Genomic DNA, 24,448 nt, shown 5'->3' on the forward strand with positions numbered 1-24,448 from the left:
TACTTTTAACCCACAGAATTTGTTATCTATACAGTATGGGAAGCCTGTTATATACTTCACCTAGCTAGGCTATCCTTATAAACATATAAAGTTTGTAGATACTTGAAATTTTTGTCACAAATGGTGGTTACAATCGACAACAAGTGATAAAATAGCGTAAGCATATGGAACATAGAAGGTGATAAAGGTGAAAATTTCGATTAAGGCTCCTGCAAAAATTAACTTATCTCTTGATGTACTTCATAAAAGGGAAGATGGTTTTCATGAAGTAGAGATGATTATGACCACGGTAGATTTAGCAGATCGAATTGAATTAACGTTATTAGAGGAAAATAAAATAGTAATTGATGTATCAGAGGGGTTTGTTCCTAACGATAATCGCAATCTAGCGTATCAAGCTGCCCAAGTACTTAAGGATAAATTTAAGATTAGCAAGGGAGTAAAGATAGCTATTCAAAAGAATATTCCCGTGTCAGCAGGATTAGCTGGCGGTAGTAGCGATGCAGCTGCGACTCTGAGAGGACTCAATCAATTATGGGATCTAGGATTAAGTTTAGATGAGCTGGCAGAACTAGGTGCAAAGATTGGATCAGATGTGTCGTTCTGCGTATATGGAGGTACGGCTCTAGCTACTGGCCGGGGAGAAAAAATCAAACATATAAGTGCGCCACCATCATGTTGGGTAATTTTGGCCAAGCCACCTATAGGCGTGTCTACAGCTGAAGTCTACCGAAACTTAAATTTAAATAATATAGATCATCCGGATATTAATAAGATGGTTGCTGCGATTGAAGGTAGAGAGTATGGCCAAATTTGTCAGGAATTAGGCAATGTTCTAGAAACTGTTACCTTCAAACTTTATCCTGAAGTGCAACGAATTAAGGACCAAATGATCCGCTTTGGTGCAGACGGAGTTTTAATGAGCGGGAGTGGACCAACTGTATTTGGTTTAGTGAAACATGAGTCAAGAATGTTACGCATTTATAATGGGTTACGAGGTTTTTGTCATGATGTGCATGCTGTACGTATAATGGGAGAACGTTACTATTGATAAAATCCGTACAAAAATGGTATATTACATTTAAATATTCGGATTTTTGGAGGTAGCTATGAAAAAGTTTCGCCGAAGTGGTCGATTAGTTGACTTAACTAATTACTTAATAAATAATCCCCATCAGCTAATCCCTTTAACGTATTTTGCTGAACGGTATGACTCTGCTAAATCCTCAATAAGTGAAGACCTAGGTATTATTAAAGAAATGTTTGAAAGCCAAGAAACAGGATTATTAGTTACAGTAGCGGGTGCTAGTGGTGGGGTTAAGTATATTCCTACAGCAAGTGTTGACGAAATAGAAGCCACCCTATTAGATTTGTGTACGAAACTAAAAGATCCAAATAGAGTTTTACCAGGTGGTTATCTATATATGATGGATATCATCGGAAATCCAAAATTAATGAACGATATTGGCCGTTATTTTGCAACATTGTTTGCTAATAAAAAAGTTGATGTCATTATGACAATGGCTACAAAAGGAATTCCTTTAGCTTATGCTGTAGCTTCATACATGAATGTGCCTGTATGTATTGTTCGTCACGAGCATAGGATTACAGAAGGGTCTCTTGTTAGCATAAACTATGTCTCAGGTTCCACAAAACGAATACAGACGATGTCATTAGCAAAAAGAAGTTTGCAAGAAGGATCCAATGTTCTTATCATCGATGATTTTATGAAAGCAGGCGGAACGATAAAAGGAATGATTAATTTGGTTGATGAATTTCAATCAAACGTGGTAGGAACAGGGGTTCTGGTAGAAGCCGATCATGTCGATGAAAGGTTAGTTGACAAGTACATTTCTATGACTCGATTATCAGAAGTTAACACGAAGGATAAACTAATTACGGTTGAGTTAGGAAATTTCTTTGAGAATTTAAAACAATATCGGGAGGAAAAATAAAATGAAAATTGTACATACAAACGAAGCGCCAGCTGCAATTGGTCCATACTCACAAGGTGTCATTGTAAATAATATGTTTTACAGTTCTGGCCAAATTCCTTTAACGGCTAGCGGAGAGTTAGTTGTAGGCGACGTAAAAGAACAAACAGAACAAGTGTTAAAAAATGTTGATGCAGTCTTAAAGGAAGCTGGAGCTTCCCGTGAAACTGTTGTAAAGACAACTGTTTTTATTAAAGACATGAATGATTTTCCTTTAATAAATGAAGTCTATGGAAATTACTTCTCAACTCATAAGCCAGCAAGATCGTGTGTGGAAGTAGCTAGGCTTCCTAAAGATGTACTTGTCGAAATTGAGGTTATTGCTTTAATTAAATAACGTTTTAAAGAAGGGCTGAAGCAATAGCCCTTCTTTATTTTATGAACATTTTGTGAATGTTGTGTAAAAGTTAGAAAAACCACGAAATTTTTCCTGTTTTTTTGTTAAAAAAAGAAGGAAAAAAGAAATTCCATGTTGAATGTATTTAGAGGACTTATTTAATTGGAAAAAGGTGGTGGCAGAAATGGAAGTAACAGACGTGAGACTACGCCGTGTAACAACGGAAGGACGCATGCGTGCTATAGCATCCATAACTATCGATCATGAATTTGTTGTTCATGATATCCGAGTAATTGACGGAAACAATGGTATGTTTGTAGCAATGCCTAGCAAAAGAACTCCAGATGGTGAATTTAGAGACATCGCTCACCCAATCTCATCTCAAACGAGAGAGAAAATTCAATCGGCAGTTTTAGCTGAGTATGAGAAAGCTGGAGATATTGAAGAAGTTGAATATGAAGAAGCAGGCGCTTCGTAAACAAGCAAATACGAATGGCCGGGGATAATTTATCCCTGGCCATTCTTTTTTGTTACTAACCGAGGGTGTGCTATATATTATTAGAGATTATAAGAAACAATATATGTATGGTAAAATAATCTATTTTAGAGAATTGTGATTGTTACTTGAAATAGCAACGTTTTTGATATATATTCGTAATGGAAAAAAAGAACCGTTGGAGGTAGCTATGAACAATCGTTTTGCGGTAATTTTGGCCGCTGGTCAAGGGACTAGAATGAAATCTAGACTTTATAAAGTTCTTCATACTGTTTGTGGCAAGCCTATGGTACAACATGTAGTTGACCAAATCTCAAAAGTTGGGGTTGATGAAACTGTTGTTGTTGTAGGGCATGGAGCAGAGAAAGTAAAGGAACAACTAGGTGACGGAGTAACATATGTATTGCAAGGAGAGCAGTTAGGTACTGGTCATGCAGTTATGCAAGCCGATTCCCTATTGGAAGATAAAGAAGGAGTGACTATTGTTCTGTGCGGAGACACCCCTCTCATTACAAAAGAAACGATGGACTCGCTTCTATTATTTCATGAAGAGCAAAAGGCAAAGGCGACAATCCTTACAGCGGAAACTAGTGATCCTACTGGATATGGTAGAATTGTTCGTAATGACCAAGGCCTTGTTCAACGGATCGTGGAACATAAAGATGCTACAATTGAAGAACGCAAGATTACTGAAATAAATACGGGAACATATTGCTTTGATAATCAAGCATTATTTGCAGCACTAAAACATGTTGGAAATAAGAATGTTCAAGGGGAATATTACTTACCAGATGTAATTGAAATATTAAAAAGTAATGATGAGTTAATAGCAGCTTACCAAACTGCTAACTTTGATGAGACTCTAGGCGTAAATGATCGTGTTGCTTTGGCTAGTGCGGAGACGATTATGAAGAAACGTATCAATGAAGCTCATATGCGTAATGGTGTCACTATTATTGATCCTAGTAACACTTATATTGGTGCTGATGTTTTAATTGGGATGGATACGATTATAAAACCCGGAACAATATTAACAGGAAAAAGCTTCATAGGAGAAAGTTGTATTATTGGACCAAATACAGAAATTATTGATAGTGCTGTAGGTAATAATACAAGTATTAAACAATCAGTAGTTTCTTCAAGTGAAATTGGCGATGATGTTGCTGTTGGTCCTTTTGCTCATATTCGTCCACATTCTTGTATCGGTGACGAGGCTAAAATTGGCAATTTCGTTGAAGTGAAGAAATCCACTTTTGGCAAAGGAAGTAAGGCTTCACATTTAAGTTATATCGGTGATGCCATAATCGGCAATGACGTTAATTTAGGCTGTGGCTCAATTACCGTTAATTATGATGGGAAAAACAAACACTTAACAAAAGTAGAAGACGGCGCTTTTGTTGGTTGTAATTCTAATTTAATTGCACCTGTTACTATTGGAAAAAACTCCTATGTTGCGGCTGGTTCTACGATAACAGATGACGTACCGGAAAATGCTCTAGCTATTGCTCGTGCAAGACAAACTGTAAAAGAAGAATATGTAAAAAATTTAAATAAAAAGTAATATACACATATGGGGGTAAGTCCAACAATGGTAAAATATGGTGATCCAAGTTTAAAGGTATTAACGTTAAACTCTAATCGAAAGCTTGCTGAAGAAATTGCTGAAAAAATCGGAATTGAGATTTCAAAGAGTAGTGTCTCTAGATTTAGTGATGGAGAAGTCCAAATTAATATTGAAGAGAGTATTCGTGGATGTGATACATTCGTGATCCAATCTACATCGGCTCCAGCGAATGAACATATTATGGAGCTTTTAATTATGATTGACGCATTAAAACGTGCATCAGCAAAAACTATTAACGTTGTTCTCCCATACTACGGTTATGCTCGTCAAGACCGTAAAGCAAGAGCTCGTGAACCGATTACTGCAAAATTAGTAGCAAACTTACTTGAAACTGCAGGAGCAACACGTGTCATTTCGTTAGATTTACACGCAACACAAATCCAAGGGTTCTTCGATATACCAGTTGACCAACTAGTTGGTGTTCCTCTACTTGCTGAATACTTTGAACAAAAACAAATGGATGACCTAGTGATTGTGTCTCCTGACCATGGTGGCGTAGTAAGAGCTAGAAAGATGGCGGATCGACTTAAAGCTCCAATAGCTATTATTGATAAACGTCGTCCGAAACCAAACGTAGCAGAAGTAATGAATATTGTCGGTAATGTAGAAGGAAAAACTTGTATTATTATTGACGATATTATCGACACTGCTGGAACAATTACATTAGCAGCTAATGCGTTAGTAGAAAGAGGAGCCAAAGAGGTATACGCATGTTGTACACATGCTGTTCTATCTGGCCCGGCAATTGAAAGAATTGATAACTCGAAAATAAAAGAATTAGTAATCACTAATTCGATTCAGTTAAGTGAAGAGAAGTTAATTCCTAAAATTGTTCCTTTATCAGTAGCACCATTATTAGCAAAAGCAATTATTCACGTTCATGAAGAACGATCTGTAAGTCAGCTTTTTGACTAAGAGCAGTAGCATAGGAAACCAAATTTTTCATGAATATTGGTTAAAAAGACCTTTTATTGGGTAGACCATATAGAGAATGAAAAATATGAGGTGAAGAATATGGCTACAATGTTAAAAGCGACTAGTCGTGATGATTTAAAAGGTTCAACCTTAAGAAAGCTTCGAAATCAAGGGAATGTTCCGGCTGTAGTTTATGGAAAAGATATCCCAAATAAAACCGTATCTATTAACGAAATAGAATTTCTGAAAACACTTAAAGAAGCGGGGAAAAACGGGATTATTGCTTTAACTACAGAAGGTGAAAGCTATGAAGTAATCACCCATGATATCCAAAGAGGTAAATTAAAGGGAGAATTCATTCATGTTGATTTTTATAAGGTCGACATGAAAAGTGAAATGGATGCAAATGTACCACTTCATTTAGTAGGAGAAGCACTCGGAGTAAAGGATGGCGGAATTATCCAACAGACTTTATATGAAATTTCTGTTCGATCCCTACCAGCAGAAATCCCAGAGGCTATTGAGATTGATATTAGCGAGATGATGATTGGTGACTCTCTACAAGTTAGAGATATTAAGGTGTCTGGTAACTACCAAATTAACAATGAGCCCGAAGAAGGAATTATGTCAATCTTAGCCCCAGCGCTTAGCAACGAGCCTGACGAGCAACAAGAAAAAGCAGATAAAGAAGAAGTACAAGCTGAGATGGAAAATACCGCTAAGGAAGAATAGCAAGCAGATAGTAGTTGTAATGTAAAACAATAAATTATCTTTTTAAAGGTATAGCCGTATGGTTATACCTTTTTAAAATAGGGAAGGGAAATCCTTAGGAATGTTAGACATAATATAAGGCTCTTTTCGTAAACATTGCTCCTGCGGTTACTCGTCGCACAAAAAACCTTTGCTCCTGCGGTTACTCGTCGCACAAAAAAAACTGTTGCATTTTTATCCTGAAATAATCGGAAAAATACCCTAGATGAAGATATCAGCCAATAAATTATGTAAGAAAAGAGCAATGCATACTAAATTAGTTGTGAATTCTTAGTATTCTGTGTAAAAATCCGGCTTTGGGGATTTTTACGAAAGCAACAAACTTTGCGAAAACAGCCTAATATAAAGTTGAAGGATTTTTAAATTTCATAGCGAAATGGTTAAAGAGCGATATGACTGGCATATATAGAAAGTGAGGAAGTCATTGTGAAATTAATTGTAGGACTTGGTAATCCTGGCGCTAAATATGAGGATACCAGGCATAATATTGGTTTTCGAGTGATAGATGAACTATCAAAAACATTCAATATCCCATTAAAGCAGGAAAAGTTTAAGGGTGTGTTTGGGTTTGAGACAATTAATGGTGAGAAGGTTTTCTTATTAAAGCCCCTTACCTACATGAATTTATCAGGAGAATCTGTTCGCCCTGTAATGGATTTTTATAAAATTAGTATTGATGATGTTGTCGTGATCTATGACGATCTAGATATCCCACCGGGGAAAATTCGTTTAAGGCAAAAAGGTGGTCATGGTGGTCATAATGGAATAAAATCATTATTAGCCCACCTTGGTACCGAGAACTTTAAGAGAATAAGAATAGGTGTAGGAAGGCCAGAGTCAGGTGTTGCAGTTGCCAATTACGTCCTTGGTGGTTTTCGAGCAGATGAAAGGCAAGAAGTCGAGGAAGCGGTTACTCAAGCTGTTAAGGCATGTGAGAGTTGGTTAAGCCAAGATTTCTTAAAGGTAATGAACACTTTTAATTAAGCTAGAAACAAGTTGATGCATAGTTCCCTATATGTACGCTCATACTATAATAAGACATTTCTACTTTCAAATAGTAGAAAAAGTATGCTTATAAGATTGGCTATCGTAGGGAGGAATTCGTATGGCTATCCACTATTGGTGTCGCCATTGTGGTGTTAATGTTGGGAAGTTAGAAGAAAAAAGATTAGATAGTGAAAAATTAGGCTTTCATCAACTTGATCAAAGTGAAAGAACTGAGATGATTCAATACGATGACAATGGAAATATGCATGTGAACACAATTTGCGAGGACTGTCACGAAGCTCTTGATAGAAACCCGCAATACCATGAAAACCAAACATTTATTCAATAAGACTGTTTAAAACTAGGTTTTCAAAGGTCATAATAGTTTTGTACGGAAATTTTCTAGCTTTGGTCTCACACCAAAGCATTTTTCCGCTTCTAGGTTGTAAGTAGGAGGACCGGTGATGGAACCTCATCAATAGAATAAAAGCTACTTTGTTATAGTAGAGATTTGGCTTTAAAAAGGGGGAACAAAAGCATTGTTAGGATTAAAGCGATTTTTTTTAGAAGATGATGATGTAAGAGCGGTATTGGATGGAGTAGAAGCCCAATTAAGTGAACAAATGGTCTCTGGTTTAACGGGCTCAGCAAGAACGTTATTATTAGCATCTGTCTTTGAGCAAACAAAGAGATCTCAGATAGTAGTTACAAATAATCTATTTCAAGCCCAAAAACTCTATGATGATCTTGTAAGTTTAATTGGAGAAGAATTCGTTTATTTGTACCCAGTAAATGAACTGATTTCCTCTGAAATAGCAGTTGCTAGTCCTGAAATGAGAGGGCAACGTATTGAAGTATTAAATTATTTAAGCCAGTCTAAGACGGGGATAATTATTACTCCCATTGCTGGTTTACGTAGATTATTACCACCTAAAGAAATTTGGCAACATTGTCAGGTGAAACTTAGAGTGGGTGAAGACATCAGTATAGAAGAAACACTAAAAAAGTTAGTGCAAGCAGGTTTCCAGAGAACAGAAATGGTGTCTACGCCTGGTGATTTTAGCTTACGTGGTGGAATTATTGATATCTATCCTCTAACTGAAGAAATGCCTTTAAGGATTGAGCTGTTTGATACAGAGATAGATTCGATCCGATTTTTTGACGTGGACACACAAAGATCTCAAAAACAAGTAAATGAAATTAGTATCGGACCGGCGCAAGAAGTAATTTTATATGATGAGCACTTTGAGAGAGGTTCCCAAAGACTGAAAGCGGGCTTATCTAGTAGTATAGCAAAGCTAAAAGATGGAAAAGCAAAAGAGTCGATGGTAGAGCAAATATCGTATGAAATTGAGCTTTTAAGAGGTAAACACTCCTTTGAAGGCATGTATAAATATATGTCACTTTACTACGAGAATGTAACAACATTACTGGACTACTTACCCCAGAACGGTGTTATTTTCATTGACGAGGTGAGCCGTGTCCAGGAAATGGGGGTAAGCCTTGATAGAGAAGAGGCAGAATGGCAAGTAGCATTACTTAGTCAAGGAGCAATCATCTCAGATTTAAAGTTGTCGAAACATTTAAACGAAATTATTGAAGATACAAAAAAACCTATTGTCTATTTATCCCTTTTTCTAAGACACGTACCACACACTAGTCCGAAGAATATTGTTAATTTCAACTGTAAATCAATGCAAAACTTTCATGGACAGCTTAACCTATTAAAAAGTGAAGTGGAGCGTTGGTTTAAAGGAAACTACAAAATTGTCATCACTACTGCAGAGAAAGAGCGGGCCAAACGAATTGAGTCAATATTAGAAGATTATAAGATTGCTGCTAATGTGGTAGAAACTGCAACGGAACTTGTTAATGGATCTTGTCAGATCTTTGTCGGACAATTAACAGGTGGATTTGAGTTGCCCTTACAAAAGCTCATTGTAATTACTGAAGAGGAAATATTTACGAAACAAACGAAGAAGCCCAAACGTAAACAGAAACTTTCAAATGCCGAACGTATTAAGAATTATTCTGAATTAAAAGTTGGCGATCTAGTAGTACACGTAAATCATGGGATCGGAAAGTATCTAGGAATTAAAACACTAGAAATTAACGGGATCCATAAAGATTACCTACACATTACTTATGCAGGTAATGATAAGTTATATGTTCCAGTTGAACAGATAGATCAAGTTCAGAAATACGTTGGCCAAGAAGATAAAGAGCCAAAAATTTATGCACTAGGTGGAAGCGACTGGAAAAAGGTCAAGAAAAAAGTTCAGTCTTCCGTTGAAGATATCGCAGATGACCTAATTAAGCTCTACGCAGAACGAGAAGCTAGTAAGGGCTATGCATTTTCTTCTGATAGTATTGAACAACGTGAATTCGAGTCTTCGTTTCCATACGAAGAAACTGAAGATCAATTACGCTGTATCCAAGAAATTAAAGAAGATATGGAAAGAGAAAGACCAATGGATCGTTTGCTTTGTGGTGATGTTGGTTATGGAAAAACTGAAGTTGCTATTCGTGCTGCATTCAAGGCTATTATGGATGGAAAGCAAGTAGCATTTTTAGTTCCGACGACAATCTTAGCGCAACAACACTATGAAACCATACGAGAGCGCTTTTCAGATCATCCGATTAATATCGGCTTACTTAGCCGCTTCCGTACTAGAAAAGAGCAGAATGAGACATTAAAAGGTGTAAAGGCGGGTTCAGTTGACATCGTTGTTGGTACCCATCGACTACTATCAAAAGATGTTGTTTATAAAGACTTAGGTCTATTAATTATTGATGAGGAACAGCGTTTTGGGGTTACTCATAAAGAGAAGATCAAGCAATTAAAAGCAAATGTTGATGTGTTAACGTTAACAGCTACACCAATCCCAAGAACGTTACATATGTCAATGCTAGGTGTTCGTGATTTATCTGTAATCGAAACGCCACCTGAAAATCGTTTCCCAGTTCAAACGTACGTAGTTGAATACAATGAATCTCTTGTTCGAGAAGCTATTGAAAGAGAACTAAGTAGAGGCGGACAAGTGTATTTCTTGTACAACCGGGTTGAGGAAATTGCTCAAATGGCGGATAAAATCTCAATGCTAGTGCCAGACGCGAAAGTTTCTTTTGCGCATGGAAAAATGAATGAGACAGAGCTTGAATCAGTTATCATAGATTTCTTAGAAGGAAACAGTGATGTATTGGTGACTACAACAATTATTGAAACTGGTGTAGATATTCCAAATGTAAATACCCTGATCGTTTATAATGCTGACAAGATGGGCTTGTCTCAGCTTTATCAGTTAAGAGGTCGGGTGGGTCGTTCTAACCGGGTAGCTTACTCGTACTTTACCTATCAAAAAGATAAAGTTTTAACAGAGGTTGCTGAAAAACGTCTTCAAGCAATTAAAGAGTTTACAGAGTTGGGTTCTGGTTTTAAAATTGCTATGCGAGATTTATCAATACGTGGAGCTGGAAACTTATTAGGAGCACAACAGCATGGGTTTATTGCTTCAGTAGGTTTTGATTTATATTCACAGATGTTGAAAGAAGCTATTGAGGAACGTAAAGGAGATAAAGGTGAAAAGGTTAATCGTCATCAAGTTGAAATCGACTTAAATGTAGATGCCTATATTCCTGAATCGTATATTGTTGACTCGAAGCAAAAAATTGATATGTATAAAAGATTTAAATCAGTAGAAACGAAAGAGGATATAGAAGACTTGCAAGGTGAAATGATTGATCGTTTTGGTGACTATCCACAAGAAGTCAATTATCTGTTCAAAATATCAGAAATTAAATTACTTGCTCGAGAAGAACGTATAGAAACAATTACTGATGACAATCAGCAATGTTCTATTCTTTTGTCAGAAGAAGAGAGCCAACGAATTGATGGTATGAAACTGTTTGAATTAATTAGTAAAATGAGTCGAGACATTGCGATCGGAACAGTTGGGACAAAAATCAAAATAAATATTAAGACAAAAAAGCTAGAGCCTATCAAGTATTTACAGGTAGTTGAGGAAATTCTATCCAAGCTATGGACTGTAAAAAAAGAGGATATTTGATGATCACCTCGCTTAAATTGTAGATATTTACCGGTTGTTGAATAATGTTCTTTAAATTAGAAAAACTAAGCGGACCATCATAAAAATGGTAAGTGCCAGTTTTCCAATTGTTCAATAAATTGTCGAATTGGTGAATAGTTCTTTCCTAAAGAAGGATAATAAGACCAAGAATTAAGTATTGATTTCTTAGTTCTACGCTAAAGAAATTGATTCCTTAACAACTAGTAACTACAACAAAGAAAGAGAGGCATCATCACAAATGAAAGCTACAGGAATAGTACGTCGAATTGATGATTTAGGTCGTGTGGTAATACCAAAAGAAATCCGCCGAACGCTTCGAATTCGCGAGGGCGATCCTTTAGAAATTTTTGTCGATCGGGATGGAGAAGTAATTCTTAAGAAATATTCTCCGATTTCTGAGTTAGGTGATTTTGCAAAAGAATATGCCGAAGCACTCTACGAAAGCTTGAACCATATTGTTCTTATCGCTGATCGCGATACATACATAGCGGTAGCGGGTGGATCGAAGAAAGATTATGCAAATAAGAGCATTGGTGAAATTGTTGAAGCTTCTATGAATGAGCGACAGTCAATGGTGCAAACAAGTAAAGGTGAATATAATATCGTGGGTGACTCAACCGAAGATGTTACTGCATATGTTGTAGCCCCAATAGTGGCAAATGGTGACCCAATTGGAGCAGTAGTTATGCTTTCGAAAAATGACAAATCCATGGGTGACGTGGAACAAAAATTATCAGAGACTGCTGCTGGATTTTTAGCGCGACAAATGGAGCAGTAGCCATGAAAAAAGAAGGGATATTCCCTTCTTTTTATTTGGCTGTTTTCGCAAAGTTTGTTGCTTTCGTAAAAATCCCAAAAACCGGATTTTTACACAAATGACTAAGAATTCACCACTGATTTAGTAAGTAATGCTCTTTTCTTACATAATTTATTGGCTGATATCTTCATCTAGGGTATTTTTCCGATAATTTTAGGATAGAAAAGCCACAATTTTTACACGAAAAGAGCCTTTTATTTTTTATGTTCTAGGTAAGCATTTAATACAACCGCTTCTTTTTCTGCTGCCAACCCAGCTTTTCGGTCAGAAACAGGTATATTCCGCTCTACATCCCATTGATAAGTATCCTGTATTGTTTTTTCAAGAGATGTAAATGAAAGTCCTGTACTGAGGGCCTTGTCAATATTCGCTGCAAGCATTCCGCTCATGGCTTCTGGAATATAGAGAGGCATTTCAATCCAGTGTCCAACTTCATTTTTTGCTAAGAATTGATCATCTACCCAAGTAAAGGACACGTCATCGTTTAATACAGATCTACAAGTAGATAGAAAACCCTCAAAAGTTAACGTTTCTTTAGGACCAGTGACGTTATAGATACCTGTTACTTTTTGCTCTATTCCTGAAACGATATAAGCAGCTAAATCGCGAGCATCAATAAATTGAACTGGGGCGTTTTTGCTACCTGGCGCAAGAACTTCTCCACCACGTGCAACACGCATTGGCCAATATGTAAATCGATCTGTAGAATCGTAAGGTCCAACGATAAGGCCAGGACGTACAATCAAAGCTCTACCTGGAAATGCCTTTTCAACTTCTTGTTCACATAAAGCCTTTAATGGACCATATGTTTCACCTGTTACTTCTTCAGTGTTGCTATTTTCTAAGACTGTAACTTCCGCTTGTTCATCTATATTTAACTGTGAAAAGTCACGGTAAACACTAATCGATGAAACAAAAACATACATGTCACTTACTGGAGCAAGAGTGGTCGCAGATTTTTGAACAATCCTTGGTACATAGCCACACGTATCAATAACAGCGTCCCAGTGATTGTTAGTTAGCATAGATAAATCATCATCACGGTTACCAACTATTCTTTCAACAGTAGGAAAATAGTCAGCATTTGTTTTTCCTCTATTAAAAAGCGTTACTTTGTGTTTTTTTCTAAGCAATTCATCAACAATATGAATACCAATAAACCTCGTACCGCCAATAACTAATATATTCATCTGAAAACCTCCTTTTTCATCTCCTTCAATATAATTCGTGAAAATACATAATATTCCTATCTGTAGTAAAGATAGTTTTCGACTCTGTGATATAATTGCATGTAGTTTCATCGCTTAGGGGGTTGAAGTTTATCTTAAAAGGAAAGAAATTATGGCAAGGGGCAGTTTATTTGTCACTAGCAGCCATATTTATTAAAGTCTTGAGTGCAATTTATCGAATTCCATATCAAAATATTGCCGGCGATATTGGCTTTTACGTATATCAGCAAATATACCCCATCTATGGTGTTGCCATCATGTTATCTACCTATGGCTTTCCGGTAATAATTTCAAAATTACTATCAGAAAGGGTATACGACCGCTCAGTTGTCTTAAAAAATGCGTTTGTAGGTTTATCAATTATAAGCATAACAGCATTTATTCTCGTTTATAGCCAAGCATCTCGGCTAGCAGGGATCATGGGCGATGAACAGCTACTATTACCTTTACAGACAGTATCATTTATCTTTATCATTATTCCGTTATTATCTGTCTTAAGGGGCTTTTTTCAAGGACAAGAGGATATGCTACCAACAGCTATATCACAGGTAACAGAGCAGTTTTCTCGAGTATGTGTGATTTTATTATTAACCTATGTTTTCATTGCGAACGGTTATGGACCTTACGCTGCTGGAACGGGTGCTGCATTAGGATCAATTTTTGGTGGTATTATAGGTTCAGTAGTTTTGTTTATTTTTTATGTTAGGCAAAAACAAACACCCATACAGAAGAAAAGTACTAACCTTTCAATGAAAGTAATAACTAAAATTGTATTACAAGGAATACTGATTTGCTTTAGTAGTCTTATCTTAATTGTTTTTCAGTTTATTGATTCAATAACAGTGTTAAGAGTGTTAGTTGAAAACGGTGTGGAAATGGAGTTAGCTAAAGTTGCAAAAGGGGTGTTCGACCGTGGTCAACCGCTCATTCAAATGGGAACAGTCATTACAACATCGTTCTCTTTAGTGGTGGTACCACTTATTGCAAAAGTTAGTATAGAAGGAAGAAAGGACCTTATCAAGAAATACAGTAGTCTTGCATTTAGGGTTAGCTTCCTAATTGGGGCAGCTGCAGCGGTGGGACTAGCTGTTATTATTGAGCCAACCAATGCGATGCTTTTCAAAGATGACAGTGACTCGATCGTCCTTGCTGTTATGGGTCTAGCAATATTGTTTACGTCAATTTTCTTGACGACTTCAGCAATCTTACATGGCTTAAATTTGGTTTATGTAACTGTTATCCATGTAATGGTAGGTATTATAGTAAAAGGATTTCTAAATTTTTTCCTTATACCAAGTCACGGTACTCTTGGTGCAGCGATCGCTACAGTTGTTGCTTGTGCTGTATGCGCTTGGCTAAATTACTATAAACTAAGAAGAGAAGATGTACTTGCTAAAGTTTCACCTAGTAGGACAATGAAAATCATTACTTCTTTAGTTGCAATGGGAGCTTTAACATATATCTGGAAAGAAGGCACTTATCTAATTTTTTCAGAAGATTATGCTCATCGATTAGGTTATGCAGCTGTTGCTGTAAGCAGTATGACTGTCGGAGCAGTGACTTTTCTTTTCTTAGTTATTGTTACAAGGCTCTTTACAGAAGAAGAACTAGAGCATATTCCTAAAATACAAAAGCTTGCAGCTAGATTGCAGCTTAGAAAATAAAGTATAAGGCCTATAGAGTAGTATAGAGGAAATCGGAAGAGTAAGGCTTAAAACAGAAAAAGGAGTAAAAACAATGGCAAAAATCGTAGTCTTAGGTTTAGGTGCTGGTGATCTTCAACAGATGCCGTTAGGAATTTATCAAAAGTTAATAAAAAGTGAAAATGTCTACCTACGAACAAAAGAACATCCTGTTGTAAGGGAGCTAGAAAAAGAAGGATTTACTTATCACTCATTTGATAGTATCTATGAAAATAACGAGCAATTTAGTGATGTCTATCAAGAAATAACAAATCAGTTACTTAACTTAGCCAAAGAGAATGATATTGTTTATGCGGTGCCAGGACATCCGTTTGTTGCAGAGAGTACTGTGCAACTATTATTAGAGCAGGCACCTACTGTAAACGTGGCAGTTGAAATTAAGGGCGGACAAAGCTTCTTAGATAATCTATTTCAAGCGGTACAAATTGATCCAATAGAGGGTTGTCAGATCGTCGATGGAACAGCACTGCAAAAAGTCGAATTACAAATAAGGCATCATATGATCATTTGCCAAGTCTATGATGCATTTATTGCAAGTGAAGTAAAACTCACCTTAATGGAACTCTTACCAGATGACTATGAAATAACTGTAGTAACCGCAGCAGGTAGTCAACATGAGCAATTGTTATCGGTGCCGCTTTACGAATTAGATCGTGTGACAACCTTGAACAATTTAACAGCAGTTTATGTGCCGCCGGTAAAAGAAGAAAATTTGCTTTATCGAGATTTTGGAAAACTAAGAGAAGTGATAGCTACACTCCGTGGTCCAAATGGTTGTCCATGGGACCAAAAACAAACACACGTCTCATTAAAAAAGTACTTGTTAGAGGAAGCCTACGAAGTTCTTGATGCGATTGATGAAGAGGATGATGACCATTTAGCGGAGGAATTGGGAGATGTCCTTCTGCAAGTCATGCTGCACGCTCAAATTGGCGAGGATGAAGGGATGTTTACTGTTGATGATGTTGTAGCTGCCATAACAGAAAAAATGATTCGCAGACATCCACATGTATTTGAAGCAGGAAAATTAAATAACGAAGACGAAGTAATTCAACAGTGGGATGAAATAAAGAAACAGGAAAAACAAGAGAGCGGACAAGAAGTTATTTCACTACTAGCTGGAGTCCCGAAAAGCATGCCTGCATTGTATCGTGCTGCAAAGTTACAGAAGAAAGCCGCAAAAGTTGGCTTTGACTGGCAAGAAGTAGCTCCCATCTGGATGAAGGTCCAAGAAGAGATTGCTGAATTTATGAATGAACTTAAACAAAACAACACAGAAAAAGCTTTTAAAGAATTTGGTGATGTATTATTTGCATTTGTAAACTTAGCACGTTTTTATGAGATTGATCCAGAATTAGCACTTCAATCTACAAACGAAAAGTTCTATCAACGATTTTTATACATTGAACAAACATTACATGAAAGAAGTCTCTCGTTTGAAGATGTAGATCTAGCCTATTTAGATGCAATTTGGGAAGAAGCGAAAAGAATGTAGAATGAAAAATTTAAAATGAAAAATGTAGAGTGAGAAATTTAGAGTGTAAAATGAAGTAATTGAAATTAATAATAATTCTACATTCTACACTTTACATTAAAGAAAGGGGTTTAAACATGAGATTAGATAAATTTTTAAAAGTATCACGCTTAATTAAACGACGTACATTGGCTAAAGAAGTATCTGACCAAGGGCGTATTACGATAAATGACCAAGTGGCAAAGGCAAGTTCCACAGTAAAAGTAGGTGACGAATTAAAGGTTCGCTTTGGGCAAAAAATAGTTACTGTACGAATTGACGATATTAAAGAAACTTCAAAAAAAGATGAAGCAGCTAATATGTATACAATTGTTGGAGAAGAAAAATTAAATACAGAAGAGAATTTATTCTAAATGTACAAGGAGCCGACAGAAGACGTCGCTCCTTATTTTTTTCAGAATACCTAACTTTATAATTCTTAATAGCTCCTAAAATTCATAATGCAAAATTGACAATTCACAATTCCAAAAGGCTTGTTCTATTCTTAAGTCCTTGTACATAAAAATAGTGTAAAAGAGGATTGAGGAGGAATTTTTAAATGGAACATTATGAATATGGTACCCCGATGGGAAGAGATAGAAAGGTCAAGGAACATAACATTACCATGCGTGGCAGAAAGCATTTAGATATCACGGGGGTAAAACAAGTAGAAAGCTTTGATAATGAGGAATTCTTATTAGAAACAGAGCTTGGCTTCTTGGCAATCAGAGGTAGCAACCTCCATATGAAAAACTTAGATGTTGACCAAGGTATTGTGTCTATTGAAGGAAAAATTTTTGACCTCGTTTATTTAGATCAGCAACAAAACGACAAATCTAAAGGCTTCTTTGGGAAGTTGTTCAAGTGAGCCTAACCGTACAATTACAAACAATGCTAGCAATGGTGGCTATGGGTGGATGGCTAGGAATGGCGATTGACACCTATAGCCGATTAATTCGAGGTCGCCATTGGAACAAGTGGATTACCGTAATAAATGATAGTTTATTCTGGATACTCCAAGGCCTGTTTGTTTTTTATGTTTTATTGCAAATTAATGAAGGAGAAATGCGTTTTTATATCTTACTAGCTTTATTGTGTGGTTATTCATGCTATCGAGCTCTATTATATCGTGTTTACATGAAAGTGTTGGAAGCAGTGATTCAGGGAATAATTAAAACTTATAAATTTCTAAAGGCAACTTTATTTATATTAATCATAAATCCAACGAAAGAGATATTGAAGTTTCTATACAAGCTGTGTATGATGATTATAGGCTTTTTAATTACAGTTATTTTTTTCCTTTTGAAGATAATCTTTACACCGTTTAAATGGGTGGGAAGAGGAATTTGGCGTCTTTTGCCGAAAGAAAAATTCAGAAAATTAATAAATAAACTAGGGTTTTTGAAAAAGTTGAAGAACTATATAAAGCGATGGTTATCAAAATAAAGATCTTAAAAGGGTGAGGAGTATGAGAAGCGCACAACCAAGAAAAGTAAGAGAACTAAACTCTCATTACATTGAACAGCATGAAACGCAGATGGAACAAAGGTCAAAAAGCAAAAAAGGACTCGCTAGACGTCTGAGTGCTTTAGGTCTATTTGTTATACTTTCAATTGCATTTACTGCAATAACCCTCCATTCGCAAAATAGCGTTCTTAATGAAAAACTAGAAAAGAAACAAATTCTTGAAAATGAGCTAGCACGCTTACAAATTTTAGAGAGAGATCTCAATGATGAGATTATAAACTTAAATAATTTAGAATATATCTCAGAGATTGCTAGGAGAGATTATTTTCTGTCTAGACCTGGAGAGATCATCTTCAAAGTTACTTCATCTTCTTCAGATTGACACTTGTTTTTTGCTTCATGTATAATTAAATAGTATTATAATTATGTTTTTAAGGAGGAGCATTTTTTTCATGTCAATCGAAGTAGGCAGCAAGTTACAAGGGAAGGTAACCGGCATCACCCATTTTGGAGCATTCATTGAGCTGCCAGGTGGTAATACTGGTCTTGTTCACATTAGTGAGGTAGCGGATAATTATGTTAAAGACATCAACGAGTTTCTTAAAGTTGGTGATGAAGTTGAGGTTAAGGTAATTGCCGTAGAAAAAGACGGTAAAATTGGTCTTTCAATCCGAAAGGCTAAAGAACGTCCGCCGGAAGAGCAACCAAGACCACAAAAACGTCCGCCACGTGATCGTGATCAAGAAAGACCAGCAAATAAACAATTTGGTTCTCGTAATAGCGGTAATAGAAATAATAATCAAGCTCGCCCATCCCTTTCTTTTGAGGATAAAATGAATCGCTTTTTAAAGGATAGTGAAGAACGATTAACTACTTTAAAGCGAAGTACTGAATCAAAACGCGGAGGTCGAGGCGCAAGACGAGGCTAAACTTGCTGCAAATTGACGGATTAATTGATTCTTAACCATATAAATTTCACACCCTTCAATATTTGAAGGGTGTTTATTTTTGTTTATGAGAGGTTTTTAAATGACTTCTTTTCTATCATGGTAGCGTCATCCAAATTTAAAACCACTATTTGTCCTCATTATTCGCCTTAATTTAGTAGTATTTCGAGACAGTTTTACATGAAATGAAAATAATATTCTAGCAATTACTGTTATTTTGACAAGGTTACTAGAAAGAAGTCGAACACTTTTTTAGACATGCTCTGTTGTTTTGACAAAAATTGAAAGAAGTATCTGCTTATAATAGAAACACCAAAAAAAATACGGGTGGTGGACAAAGTGTTTCGAAAAGTATTGAAAGTGGTCGAACCAATGAGGGGTTTGGTGTTATCTGATCAACTAGAAGCAGATAACCATAGAGAAAGTCTTTTTGATCGGTTAGGTAATATAGCTTCGCTTGTTCTTTATAAATGGGGATTTCTAATTTTTATTATCGGTTTTTTACTCGGTCGGGCGATGATCCTATCAGAAATGCTCCCTTTTGTATTACCTTTTTTTGCAACGGTTTTTCTTGTTAAGAGAGAGAAGGCTCCAATTGCAATGCTAGCTTTAATTGCTGGTGCTATTACGGTTATCCCTATTAACGGCGCTTATAGTTTTATCTCTATTTTAGGATTTCTAGTTTTATACCGGCTATTTAATAAATTATATGAAAACAAGATAAGATTATTACCGTATCTCGTTTTTAGTTCAGTAGTTTCAACAAAAATAATTTTGACATACATCTTTACTGGAACTATTACAAATTACGACTGGCTAGTAACAGTTGTAGAAGGTGGACTTAGCTTTATTTTAACAATGATCTTTCTACAAAGTGTTCCAATCGTTACTGAACGAAAAAGGAAGCACTCATTAAAGAATGAAGAAATTGTATGCTTAATTATCTTACTAGCCTCAATAATGACAGGTACTATTGGTTGGCTAGCTTATGGGATGGCAGCAGAAAACGTACTAGCTAGATACCTAGTCTTAATCTTCGCGTTTGTTGGTGGAGCAGCAATTGGTTCAACAGTTGGAGTTGTCACAGGGCTAATCTTAAGTTTAGCTAGCGTAGCGAGTCTTTATCAAATGAGTCTATTAGCATTTTCAGGGCTACTTGGTGGACTGTTGAAAGATGGAAAAAAGGTAGGAGTAGGAATAGGTTTACTTGTAGGGACACTTCTAATTGGTTTATACGGAGAAGGTAGTGGAGCAATAACTGCGACAGTAATGGAATCCTTAGTAGCAATTACTATATTTATGGTTACGCCACGGAGTTTAATTATGAAACTTGCCAAGTATATACCTGGGACAACAGAGTATTGGAAAGAACAACAACAATATCTGCGTAAATTCCGCGATGTAACAGCAGGTAAGGTAGAACAATTCTCTACCTTATTCCAAACGTTGTCGAATAGTTTCTCAAATGTAAACCTACCAGCTGAGATTGAAGATCCAGAAAGAGAAGTAGATTACTTCTTAAGTAATGTCACTGAGAAAACATGTCAAATGTGCTTTAGAAAACAACAGTGTTGGACGAAGAACTTTGATAAAACATATAACTACATGCAAGACATAATGGTTAGCTGTGAAGACGAGGGAACCATAAATAAACGTTTAAAAGCAGACTGGTCAAGATATTGCCTAAAGGGCGAACAAGTTGTTCACGTCATTCAGCAAGAATTAAATCAATATCACGCTGGGAAAAAGTTAAAACGACAACTTCTTGAAAGCAGGCGACTAGTTGCTGACCAACTTCTAGGCGTATCAAAGGTTATGGGTGACTTTGCAAAAGAAATTCAAAAAGAACGTGAAAACTTACAAATGCAAGAAGAACAAATCTTAGATGCATTACATGACGCAGGCGTCGATATTGGTCATGTGGAAATCTTTCAACTTGACGAGGGTAATGTTGATATAGAAATTAGCGTTCCTACGAATGAACATGGTGAATGTGAAAAAGTAATTGCGCCAATGCTTTCCCATATCCTTGAAGAACAAATTGTCGTAAAAAAGATAGAGAAAAGCATGTATGCTAACGGTCAAACAAATGTATCGTTTGGATCAGCCAAGCAATACGTTATTGAGACCGGTATTGCAACAGTGGCAAAAGGTGGAGCCTGGATATCAGGCGATAGTTATTCAACAATGGAAATTGGTTCGGGAAAATATGCCGTTGCTATTAGTGATGGAATGGGAAATGGTGAAAGAGCTCATTTAGAAAGCAATGAAACTCTTCAACTATTACAAAATATACTTCAATCAGGTATTGAAGAAACAGTAGCGATTAAATCGATTAACTCTGTTCTTTCTTTAAGATCTACAGACGAAATTTTTTCAACATTAGACTTAGCGATGATTGATTTACAAGATGCTTCTGCGAAGTTTCTAAAAATCGGTTCAACCCCAAGTTTTATCAAAAGGGGAGAAAAGGTATTTATGATTGAAGCTAGTAATCTTCCAATGGGGATTATCAATGAATTTGATGTTGATGTAGTTAGCGATCAACTAAAAGCAGGAGATTTATTAATTATGATGAGCGATGGTATTTTTGATGGTCCTAAGCATGTTGAGAATAGTGAAGTATGGATGAGGCGTATTATCAAAGAGATTGAGGCAACCGAACCACAAGCGGTAGCTGATATTATCATTGAACAAGTCATTCGCACCGGTGATAACCGAATAGAAGATGATATGACAGTCGTTGTTGCCCAAGTAAAAAGAAATTTACCAAAATGGGCGACAATACCAATGTACCAAACAAGCTCACTCAAGAGAAAGAAAGCGCAGTAGACCAATTGTCAATTATGAATTATGAATTGTGAATTATGAATTGTTCTGAGAAGCTTCGAAGCAATACATTTAGTTAAAAATTCAAAATTAACTAATTCAGAATTTAAAGTATATTCCCTCTAAAAAAAGTGAATGATGGTAACATTCATGGAAAATGGAGGGGAATTGTATTATGGGTAAAGGGACGTTAAAGCAAATTCTATTATTAACTGACGGTTGTTCAAATCAAGGTGAAGATCCAGTTGCGATTGCAGCATTAGCGAAAGAAGAAGGGATCACTGTCAATGTAATTGGTGTCGTTGAAGATGATCGAATTAGTGACCAAGGAATTGAAGAAATTCAAGCAATAGCAATGTCTGGTGGTGGGATAAGCCAAATAGTATACACTCAGCAACTAGCAAAAACTGTACAAATGGTTACTAGAAAAGCAATGACACAAACAATTCATGGGGTAGTTAATAGAGAGTTAACTCAAATACTAGGAAAAGATCAGGATATAGAAGATTTGCCACCTGAAAAACGTGGTCAAGTAATGGAAGTTGTCGATGAACTTGGGGAAACGATGGAGTTGGAACTTTTAATATTAGTAGATACAAGTGCTAGTATGAAAAATAAGTTGGCGATGGTCCAAGAAGCCTTGACCGACTTATCGATAAGTTTAAACTCTAGACAAGGCTCTAATAAATTTGCATTATATTCATTTCCGGGGAAACGAAAAGAAGTTGATAAGTTGTTAAGCTGGACGCCAAAAATTGAGTCGTTAACAGGTGTGTTTCATAAATTAGCTTCAGGAGGGATCACACCTACAGGACCAGCACTACAGGAAGCAATCGCAATGTTCCCACGTAAGAGCAAAAGGAGTCTGTTAGCCGATGAGTATCAAGAAGAGTCAAGTATGTAACTTACCTCCTGAGACGAAACTGATTGGCAAATGGCATAAACGACCTTATAAAATAATAAAAGAGTTAGGTAACGGCGCTACAGGGACTGTTTATTTAGCACATTCACCTGAGGGTTTAGTAGCTTTAAAGATGGGGTTAAATAGTATGGCAATTACCTCAGAGGTAAACGTCCTAAAGCATTTTTCCAAGGTCCAAGGACAAGTTCTTGGACCTTCTTTAATCGATGTAGACGACTGGATAACGCCTGAAGGAAATATTCCTTTTTATGCTATGGAATATTTAAAGGGGCAAGATTTATTTACATTTATACGCGGCAAGGGTAGCGAATGGATTGGTATATTTATGGTGCAGTTATTAGGTGACTTAGATCGGCTACACCAAGCTGGTTGGGTTTTTGGAGATTTAAAGCCTGATAACTTAATGATTGTTGGCCCTCCGCCAAGAGTCCGTTGGTTAGATGTAGGTGGAACAACGTTACTAGGGAGATCTATTAAAGAATACACAGAATTCTATGACCGTGGCTACTGGGGGCTAGGAACGAGAGTAGCAGAACCATCCTATGATCTTTTTGCTGTTGCAATGATTATTATCAATACGTGTTATCAAAACCGCTTTGAGAAAAACGGTGAAGGCATTAAACAATTGAAGGAAAAAATTCAAAAACAGCCAGTTTTGAAACAATATGAAGCTGTTTTATTAAATGCTCTTCAAGGAAAATATCAAAATGCACAGCTAATGAAGAAAGACGTGATTAATTCTATTAATCGATCAAAGCATTCAATTCCACCAGCTAACAAAACGCAAGCGAGCATAAAAAAGCCAAATAAAAAACTAGTTCATAAAAAGAAAGAGAAATCTTCAGGAATTCTTGAAACATTCTTGTTTGCCTCTTTCCTTCTTTTAGCATATATCCTATACTTATTTGGACAAATGATGTGAATGCACAATTATGAATTGTCAATTGTGAATTATGAATTATAAGATTAGCAAAGCTTCGAAGTGCTACTAACACCAATTCACAATTCATAATTCAACATTCATAATTGCTCTTAAGGGGGTGCTATAGTGGGGAAAGCAGACCAAATGATGGACATTTGTTTACTTGCTGGAGAGATTATGCTTACATATGGTGCTGAAACCTATCGGGTTGAGGAGACCTTAGAAAGAATGGCAAAGGCAGCGGACTTAAAGAATGTTCATAGTTTTGTAACAACGACTGGAATTTTTATTTCGTTTGAAGAAGAGGACCGTGGAGATATCATGCAAATGATTCGTATTGATGATCGGTACTATGATCTCAATAAAGTAACACTAGTTAACCAAGTATCCCGTGAGTTCGTTATTGGCTCTATCACTGCTGATGAGGCCTATCACCAGTTGAGAAGAATTGCTTTATCGCCAATGAATTACCCTATTTGGTTAATACACTTAGCCTCAGGAATTGCAGGTGGTGGCTTCTCTTATTTATTTGGTGGTGGCGTGAAAGATACATTACCTGCGTTTCTTGCTGGTGTTACAGCTAGTATCTTATTAATAGAAGTTGAACGATATTTACGAGTAAAGTTTTTTGCGGAATTTATTGCGGCTTTTACTGGTGGGGCAGTAGCTATTGCCCTTGTTTATTTTGGGATCGGTACAAACTTAAATCAGATCATCATTGGGACATTAATGCCATTAGTTCCAGGTGTACCCTTAACAAATGCTGTTAGAGATCTAATGAGCGGCGACCTTCTTGCAGGTGTTAGCCGAGGGGCAGAGGCAACGATCACATCTCTTTCCATTGCAACAGGAATTGCTCTAGCAATTTCGTTATTCTTATAGCTAGA

At 36.5% G+C, this 24,448-nt stretch carries 23 protein-coding genes; 22 read left to right on the top strand and 1 reads right to left on the bottom strand.

What is annotated here, in order from left to right; all coding sequences use genetic code 11:
- Positions 1 to 187: 187 nt before the first annotated feature.
- The 11 genes from ispE (at position 188) to spoVT (ending at position 11,990) form a co-directional block, all read left to right on the top strand.
- A complete protein-coding gene (gene ispE, locus DS745_RS10830; protein WP_129078277.1) occupies positions 188 to 1,051 on the top strand; it encodes a 4-(cytidine 5'-diphospho)-2-C-methyl-D-erythritol kinase in 864 nt (287 codons plus the stop codon).
- Positions 1,052 to 1,109: 58 nt separating this feature from the next.
- On the top strand, positions 1,110 to 1,955 hold the full coding sequence (gene purR, locus DS745_RS10835; RefSeq protein ID WP_129078278.1) for a pur operon repressor: 846 nt from the start codon (positions 1,110 to 1,112) through the stop codon (positions 1,953 to 1,955).
- 1 nt (position 1,956) lies between these two features.
- A complete protein-coding gene (locus tag DS745_RS10840) occupies positions 1,957 to 2,331 on the top strand; it encodes a RidA family protein (protein WP_129078279.1) in 375 nt (124 codons plus the stop codon).
- Positions 2,332 to 2,515: 184 nt separating this feature from the next.
- A complete protein-coding gene (gene spoVG, locus DS745_RS10845; protein ID WP_129078280.1) occupies positions 2,516 to 2,809 on the top strand; it encodes a septation regulator SpoVG in 294 nt (97 codons plus the stop codon).
- Positions 2,810 to 3,017: 208 nt separating this feature from the next.
- A complete protein-coding gene (glmU, locus tag DS745_RS10850) occupies positions 3,018 to 4,388 on the top strand; it encodes a bifunctional UDP-N-acetylglucosamine diphosphorylase/glucosamine-1-phosphate N-acetyltransferase GlmU (RefSeq protein ID WP_129078281.1) in 1,371 nt (456 codons plus the stop codon).
- 27 nt (positions 4,389 to 4,415) lie between these two features.
- Positions 4,416 to 5,366 carry a ribose-phosphate diphosphokinase gene (locus DS745_RS10855; RefSeq protein ID WP_129078282.1) on the top strand — a complete coding sequence of 317 codons (951 nt, stop codon included), beginning with the start codon at positions 4,416 to 4,418 and terminating at the stop codon, positions 5,364 to 5,366.
- Between the two features lie 99 nt (positions 5,367 to 5,465).
- The gene (locus DS745_RS10860; protein ID WP_129078283.1) at positions 5,466 to 6,098 is read left to right on the top strand and encodes a 50S ribosomal protein L25/general stress protein Ctc; all 633 of its coding nucleotides are present in this window, start codon (positions 5,466 to 5,468) and stop codon (positions 6,096 to 6,098) included.
- Positions 6,099 to 6,563: 465 nt separating this feature from the next.
- A complete protein-coding gene (pth, locus tag DS745_RS10865) occupies positions 6,564 to 7,121 on the top strand; it encodes an aminoacyl-tRNA hydrolase (protein WP_129078284.1) in 558 nt (185 codons plus the stop codon).
- Positions 7,122 to 7,242: 121 nt separating this feature from the next.
- Positions 7,243 to 7,473, top strand: a complete 231-nt coding sequence (locus DS745_RS10870) for an anti-sigma-F factor Fin (RefSeq protein ID WP_129078285.1) — start codon at positions 7,243 to 7,245, stop codon at positions 7,471 to 7,473.
- A 190-nt stretch (positions 7,474 to 7,663) separates the two neighbouring features.
- Entirely contained in the window at positions 7,664 to 11,191 is a 3,528-nt protein-coding gene (mfd, locus tag DS745_RS10875) for a transcription-repair coupling factor (protein WP_129078286.1), read from the top strand.
- Between the two features lie 259 nt (positions 11,192 to 11,450).
- Positions 11,451 to 11,990: a stage V sporulation protein T gene (gene spoVT, locus DS745_RS10880; RefSeq protein ID WP_129078287.1), complete on the top strand. Its 540-nt coding sequence runs from the start codon at positions 11,451 to 11,453 to the stop codon at positions 11,988 to 11,990.
- A 233-nt stretch (positions 11,991 to 12,223) separates the two neighbouring features.
- On the opposite strand, the gene DS745_RS10885 is transcribed toward spoVT, so the two are convergent.
- Complete coding sequence (locus DS745_RS10885; protein WP_129078288.1) at positions 12,224 to 13,219, bottom strand: NAD-dependent epimerase/dehydratase family protein; 996 nt, start codon at positions 13,217 to 13,219, stop codon at positions 12,224 to 12,226.
- Between the two features lie 122 nt (positions 13,220 to 13,341).
- Between DS745_RS10885 and DS745_RS10890 the strand changes: the two genes are divergently transcribed.
- The 11 genes from DS745_RS10890 (at position 13,342) to DS745_RS10940 (ending at position 24,443) form a co-directional block, all read left to right on the top strand.
- Positions 13,342 to 14,922, top strand: a complete 1,581-nt coding sequence (locus tag DS745_RS10890; RefSeq protein WP_161568234.1) for a putative polysaccharide biosynthesis protein — start codon at positions 13,342 to 13,344, stop codon at positions 14,920 to 14,922.
- Positions 14,923 to 14,995: 73 nt separating this feature from the next.
- Complete coding sequence (yabN, locus tag DS745_RS10895; RefSeq protein ID WP_129078290.1) at positions 14,996 to 16,456, top strand: bifunctional methyltransferase/pyrophosphohydrolase YabN; 1,461 nt, start codon at positions 14,996 to 14,998, stop codon at positions 16,454 to 16,456.
- A gap of 116 nt (positions 16,457 to 16,572) precedes the next feature.
- Complete coding sequence (locus DS745_RS10900; protein ID WP_129078291.1) at positions 16,573 to 16,848, top strand: RNA-binding S4 domain-containing protein; 276 nt, start codon at positions 16,573 to 16,575, stop codon at positions 16,846 to 16,848.
- A gap of 185 nt (positions 16,849 to 17,033) precedes the next feature.
- Positions 17,034 to 17,342, top strand: coding sequence for a sporulation protein YabP (gene yabP / locus DS745_RS10905; protein WP_129078292.1), 309 nt, complete (start codon positions 17,034 to 17,036; stop codon positions 17,340 to 17,342).
- On the top strand, positions 17,339 to 17,920 hold the full coding sequence (gene yabQ, locus DS745_RS10910; RefSeq protein ID WP_129078293.1) for a spore cortex biosynthesis protein YabQ: 582 nt from the start codon (positions 17,339 to 17,341) through the stop codon (positions 17,918 to 17,920). The genes yabP and yabQ overlap by 4 nt, the downstream gene beginning before the upstream one ends.
- 22 nt (positions 17,921 to 17,942) lie before the next feature.
- Positions 17,943 to 18,323 carry an FtsB family cell division protein gene (locus DS745_RS10915; protein WP_129078294.1) on the top strand — a complete coding sequence of 127 codons (381 nt, stop codon included), beginning with the start codon at positions 17,943 to 17,945 and terminating at the stop codon, positions 18,321 to 18,323.
- Positions 18,324 to 18,393: 70 nt separating this feature from the next.
- Positions 18,394 to 18,870: a S1 domain-containing RNA-binding protein gene (locus DS745_RS10920; RefSeq protein WP_129078295.1), complete on the top strand. Its 477-nt coding sequence runs from the start codon at positions 18,394 to 18,396 to the stop codon at positions 18,868 to 18,870.
- Between the two features lie 390 nt (positions 18,871 to 19,260).
- Positions 19,261 to 21,720 (top strand): stage II sporulation protein E, encoded by a 2,460-nt coding sequence (gene spoIIE, locus DS745_RS10925; RefSeq protein WP_129078305.1) that lies wholly within the window; start codon positions 19,261 to 19,263, stop codon positions 21,718 to 21,720.
- 172 nt (positions 21,721 to 21,892) lie between these two features.
- A complete protein-coding gene (locus DS745_RS10930) occupies positions 21,893 to 22,621 on the top strand; it encodes a VWA domain-containing protein (RefSeq protein WP_129078296.1) in 729 nt (242 codons plus the stop codon).
- Positions 22,593 to 23,561 (top strand): serine/threonine protein kinase, encoded by a 969-nt coding sequence (locus tag DS745_RS10935; RefSeq protein ID WP_129078297.1) that lies wholly within the window; start codon positions 22,593 to 22,595, stop codon positions 23,559 to 23,561. The genes DS745_RS10930 and DS745_RS10935 overlap by 29 nt, the downstream gene beginning before the upstream one ends.
- Before the next feature lie 126 nt (positions 23,562 to 23,687).
- The gene (locus tag DS745_RS10940) at positions 23,688 to 24,443 is read left to right on the top strand and encodes a threonine/serine exporter family protein (RefSeq protein WP_241657793.1); all 756 of its coding nucleotides are present in this window, start codon (positions 23,688 to 23,690) and stop codon (positions 24,441 to 24,443) included.
- Positions 24,444 to 24,448: the final 5 nt, after the last annotated feature.

This window comes from Anaerobacillus alkaliphilus, from assembly GCF_004116265.1.
Lineage (GTDB): Bacteria > Bacillota > Bacilli > Bacillales > Anaerobacillaceae > Anaerobacillus > Anaerobacillus alkaliphilus.

Coding starts and splice junctions, on each gene's coding strand:
- purR (WP_129078278.1), top strand. CDS start 1,110: ATGAAAAAGTTTCGCCGAAGTGGTCGATTAGTTGACTTAACTAATTAC.
- DS745_RS10840 (WP_129078279.1), top strand. CDS start 1,957: ATGAAAATTGTACATACAAACGAAGCGCCAGCTGCAATTGGTCCATAC.
- spoVG (WP_129078280.1), top strand. CDS start 2,516: ATGGAAGTAACAGACGTGAGACTACGCCGTGTAACAACGGAAGGACGC.
- glmU (WP_129078281.1), top strand. CDS start 3,018: ATGAACAATCGTTTTGCGGTAATTTTGGCCGCTGGTCAAGGGACTAGA.
- DS745_RS10855 (WP_129078282.1), top strand. CDS start 4,416: ATGGTAAAATATGGTGATCCAAGTTTAAAGGTATTAACGTTAAACTCT.
- DS745_RS10860 (WP_129078283.1), top strand. CDS start 5,466: ATGGCTACAATGTTAAAAGCGACTAGTCGTGATGATTTAAAAGGTTCA.
- DS745_RS10870 (WP_129078285.1), top strand. CDS start 7,243: ATGGCTATCCACTATTGGTGTCGCCATTGTGGTGTTAATGTTGGGAAG.
- spoVT (WP_129078287.1), top strand. CDS start 11,451: ATGAAAGCTACAGGAATAGTACGTCGAATTGATGATTTAGGTCGTGTG.
- DS745_RS10885 (WP_129078288.1), bottom strand. CDS start 13,219: ATGAATATATTAGTTATTGGCGGTACGAGGTTTATTGGTATTCATATT.
- yabN (WP_129078290.1), top strand. CDS start 14,996: ATGGCAAAAATCGTAGTCTTAGGTTTAGGTGCTGGTGATCTTCAACAG.
- DS745_RS10900 (WP_129078291.1), top strand. CDS start 16,573: ATGAGATTAGATAAATTTTTAAAAGTATCACGCTTAATTAAACGACGT.
- yabP (WP_129078292.1), top strand. CDS start 17,034: ATGGAACATTATGAATATGGTACCCCGATGGGAAGAGATAGAAAGGTC.
- DS745_RS10915 (WP_129078294.1), top strand. CDS start 17,943: ATGAGAAGCGCACAACCAAGAAAAGTAAGAGAACTAAACTCTCATTAC.
- DS745_RS10920 (WP_129078295.1), top strand. CDS start 18,394: ATGTCAATCGAAGTAGGCAGCAAGTTACAAGGGAAGGTAACCGGCATC.
- spoIIE (WP_129078305.1), top strand. CDS start 19,261: ATGAGGGGTTTGGTGTTATCTGATCAACTAGAAGCAGATAACCATAGA.
- DS745_RS10930 (WP_129078296.1), top strand. CDS start 21,893: ATGGGTAAAGGGACGTTAAAGCAAATTCTATTATTAACTGACGGTTGT.
- DS745_RS10935 (WP_129078297.1), top strand. CDS start 22,593: ATGAGTATCAAGAAGAGTCAAGTATGTAACTTACCTCCTGAGACGAAA.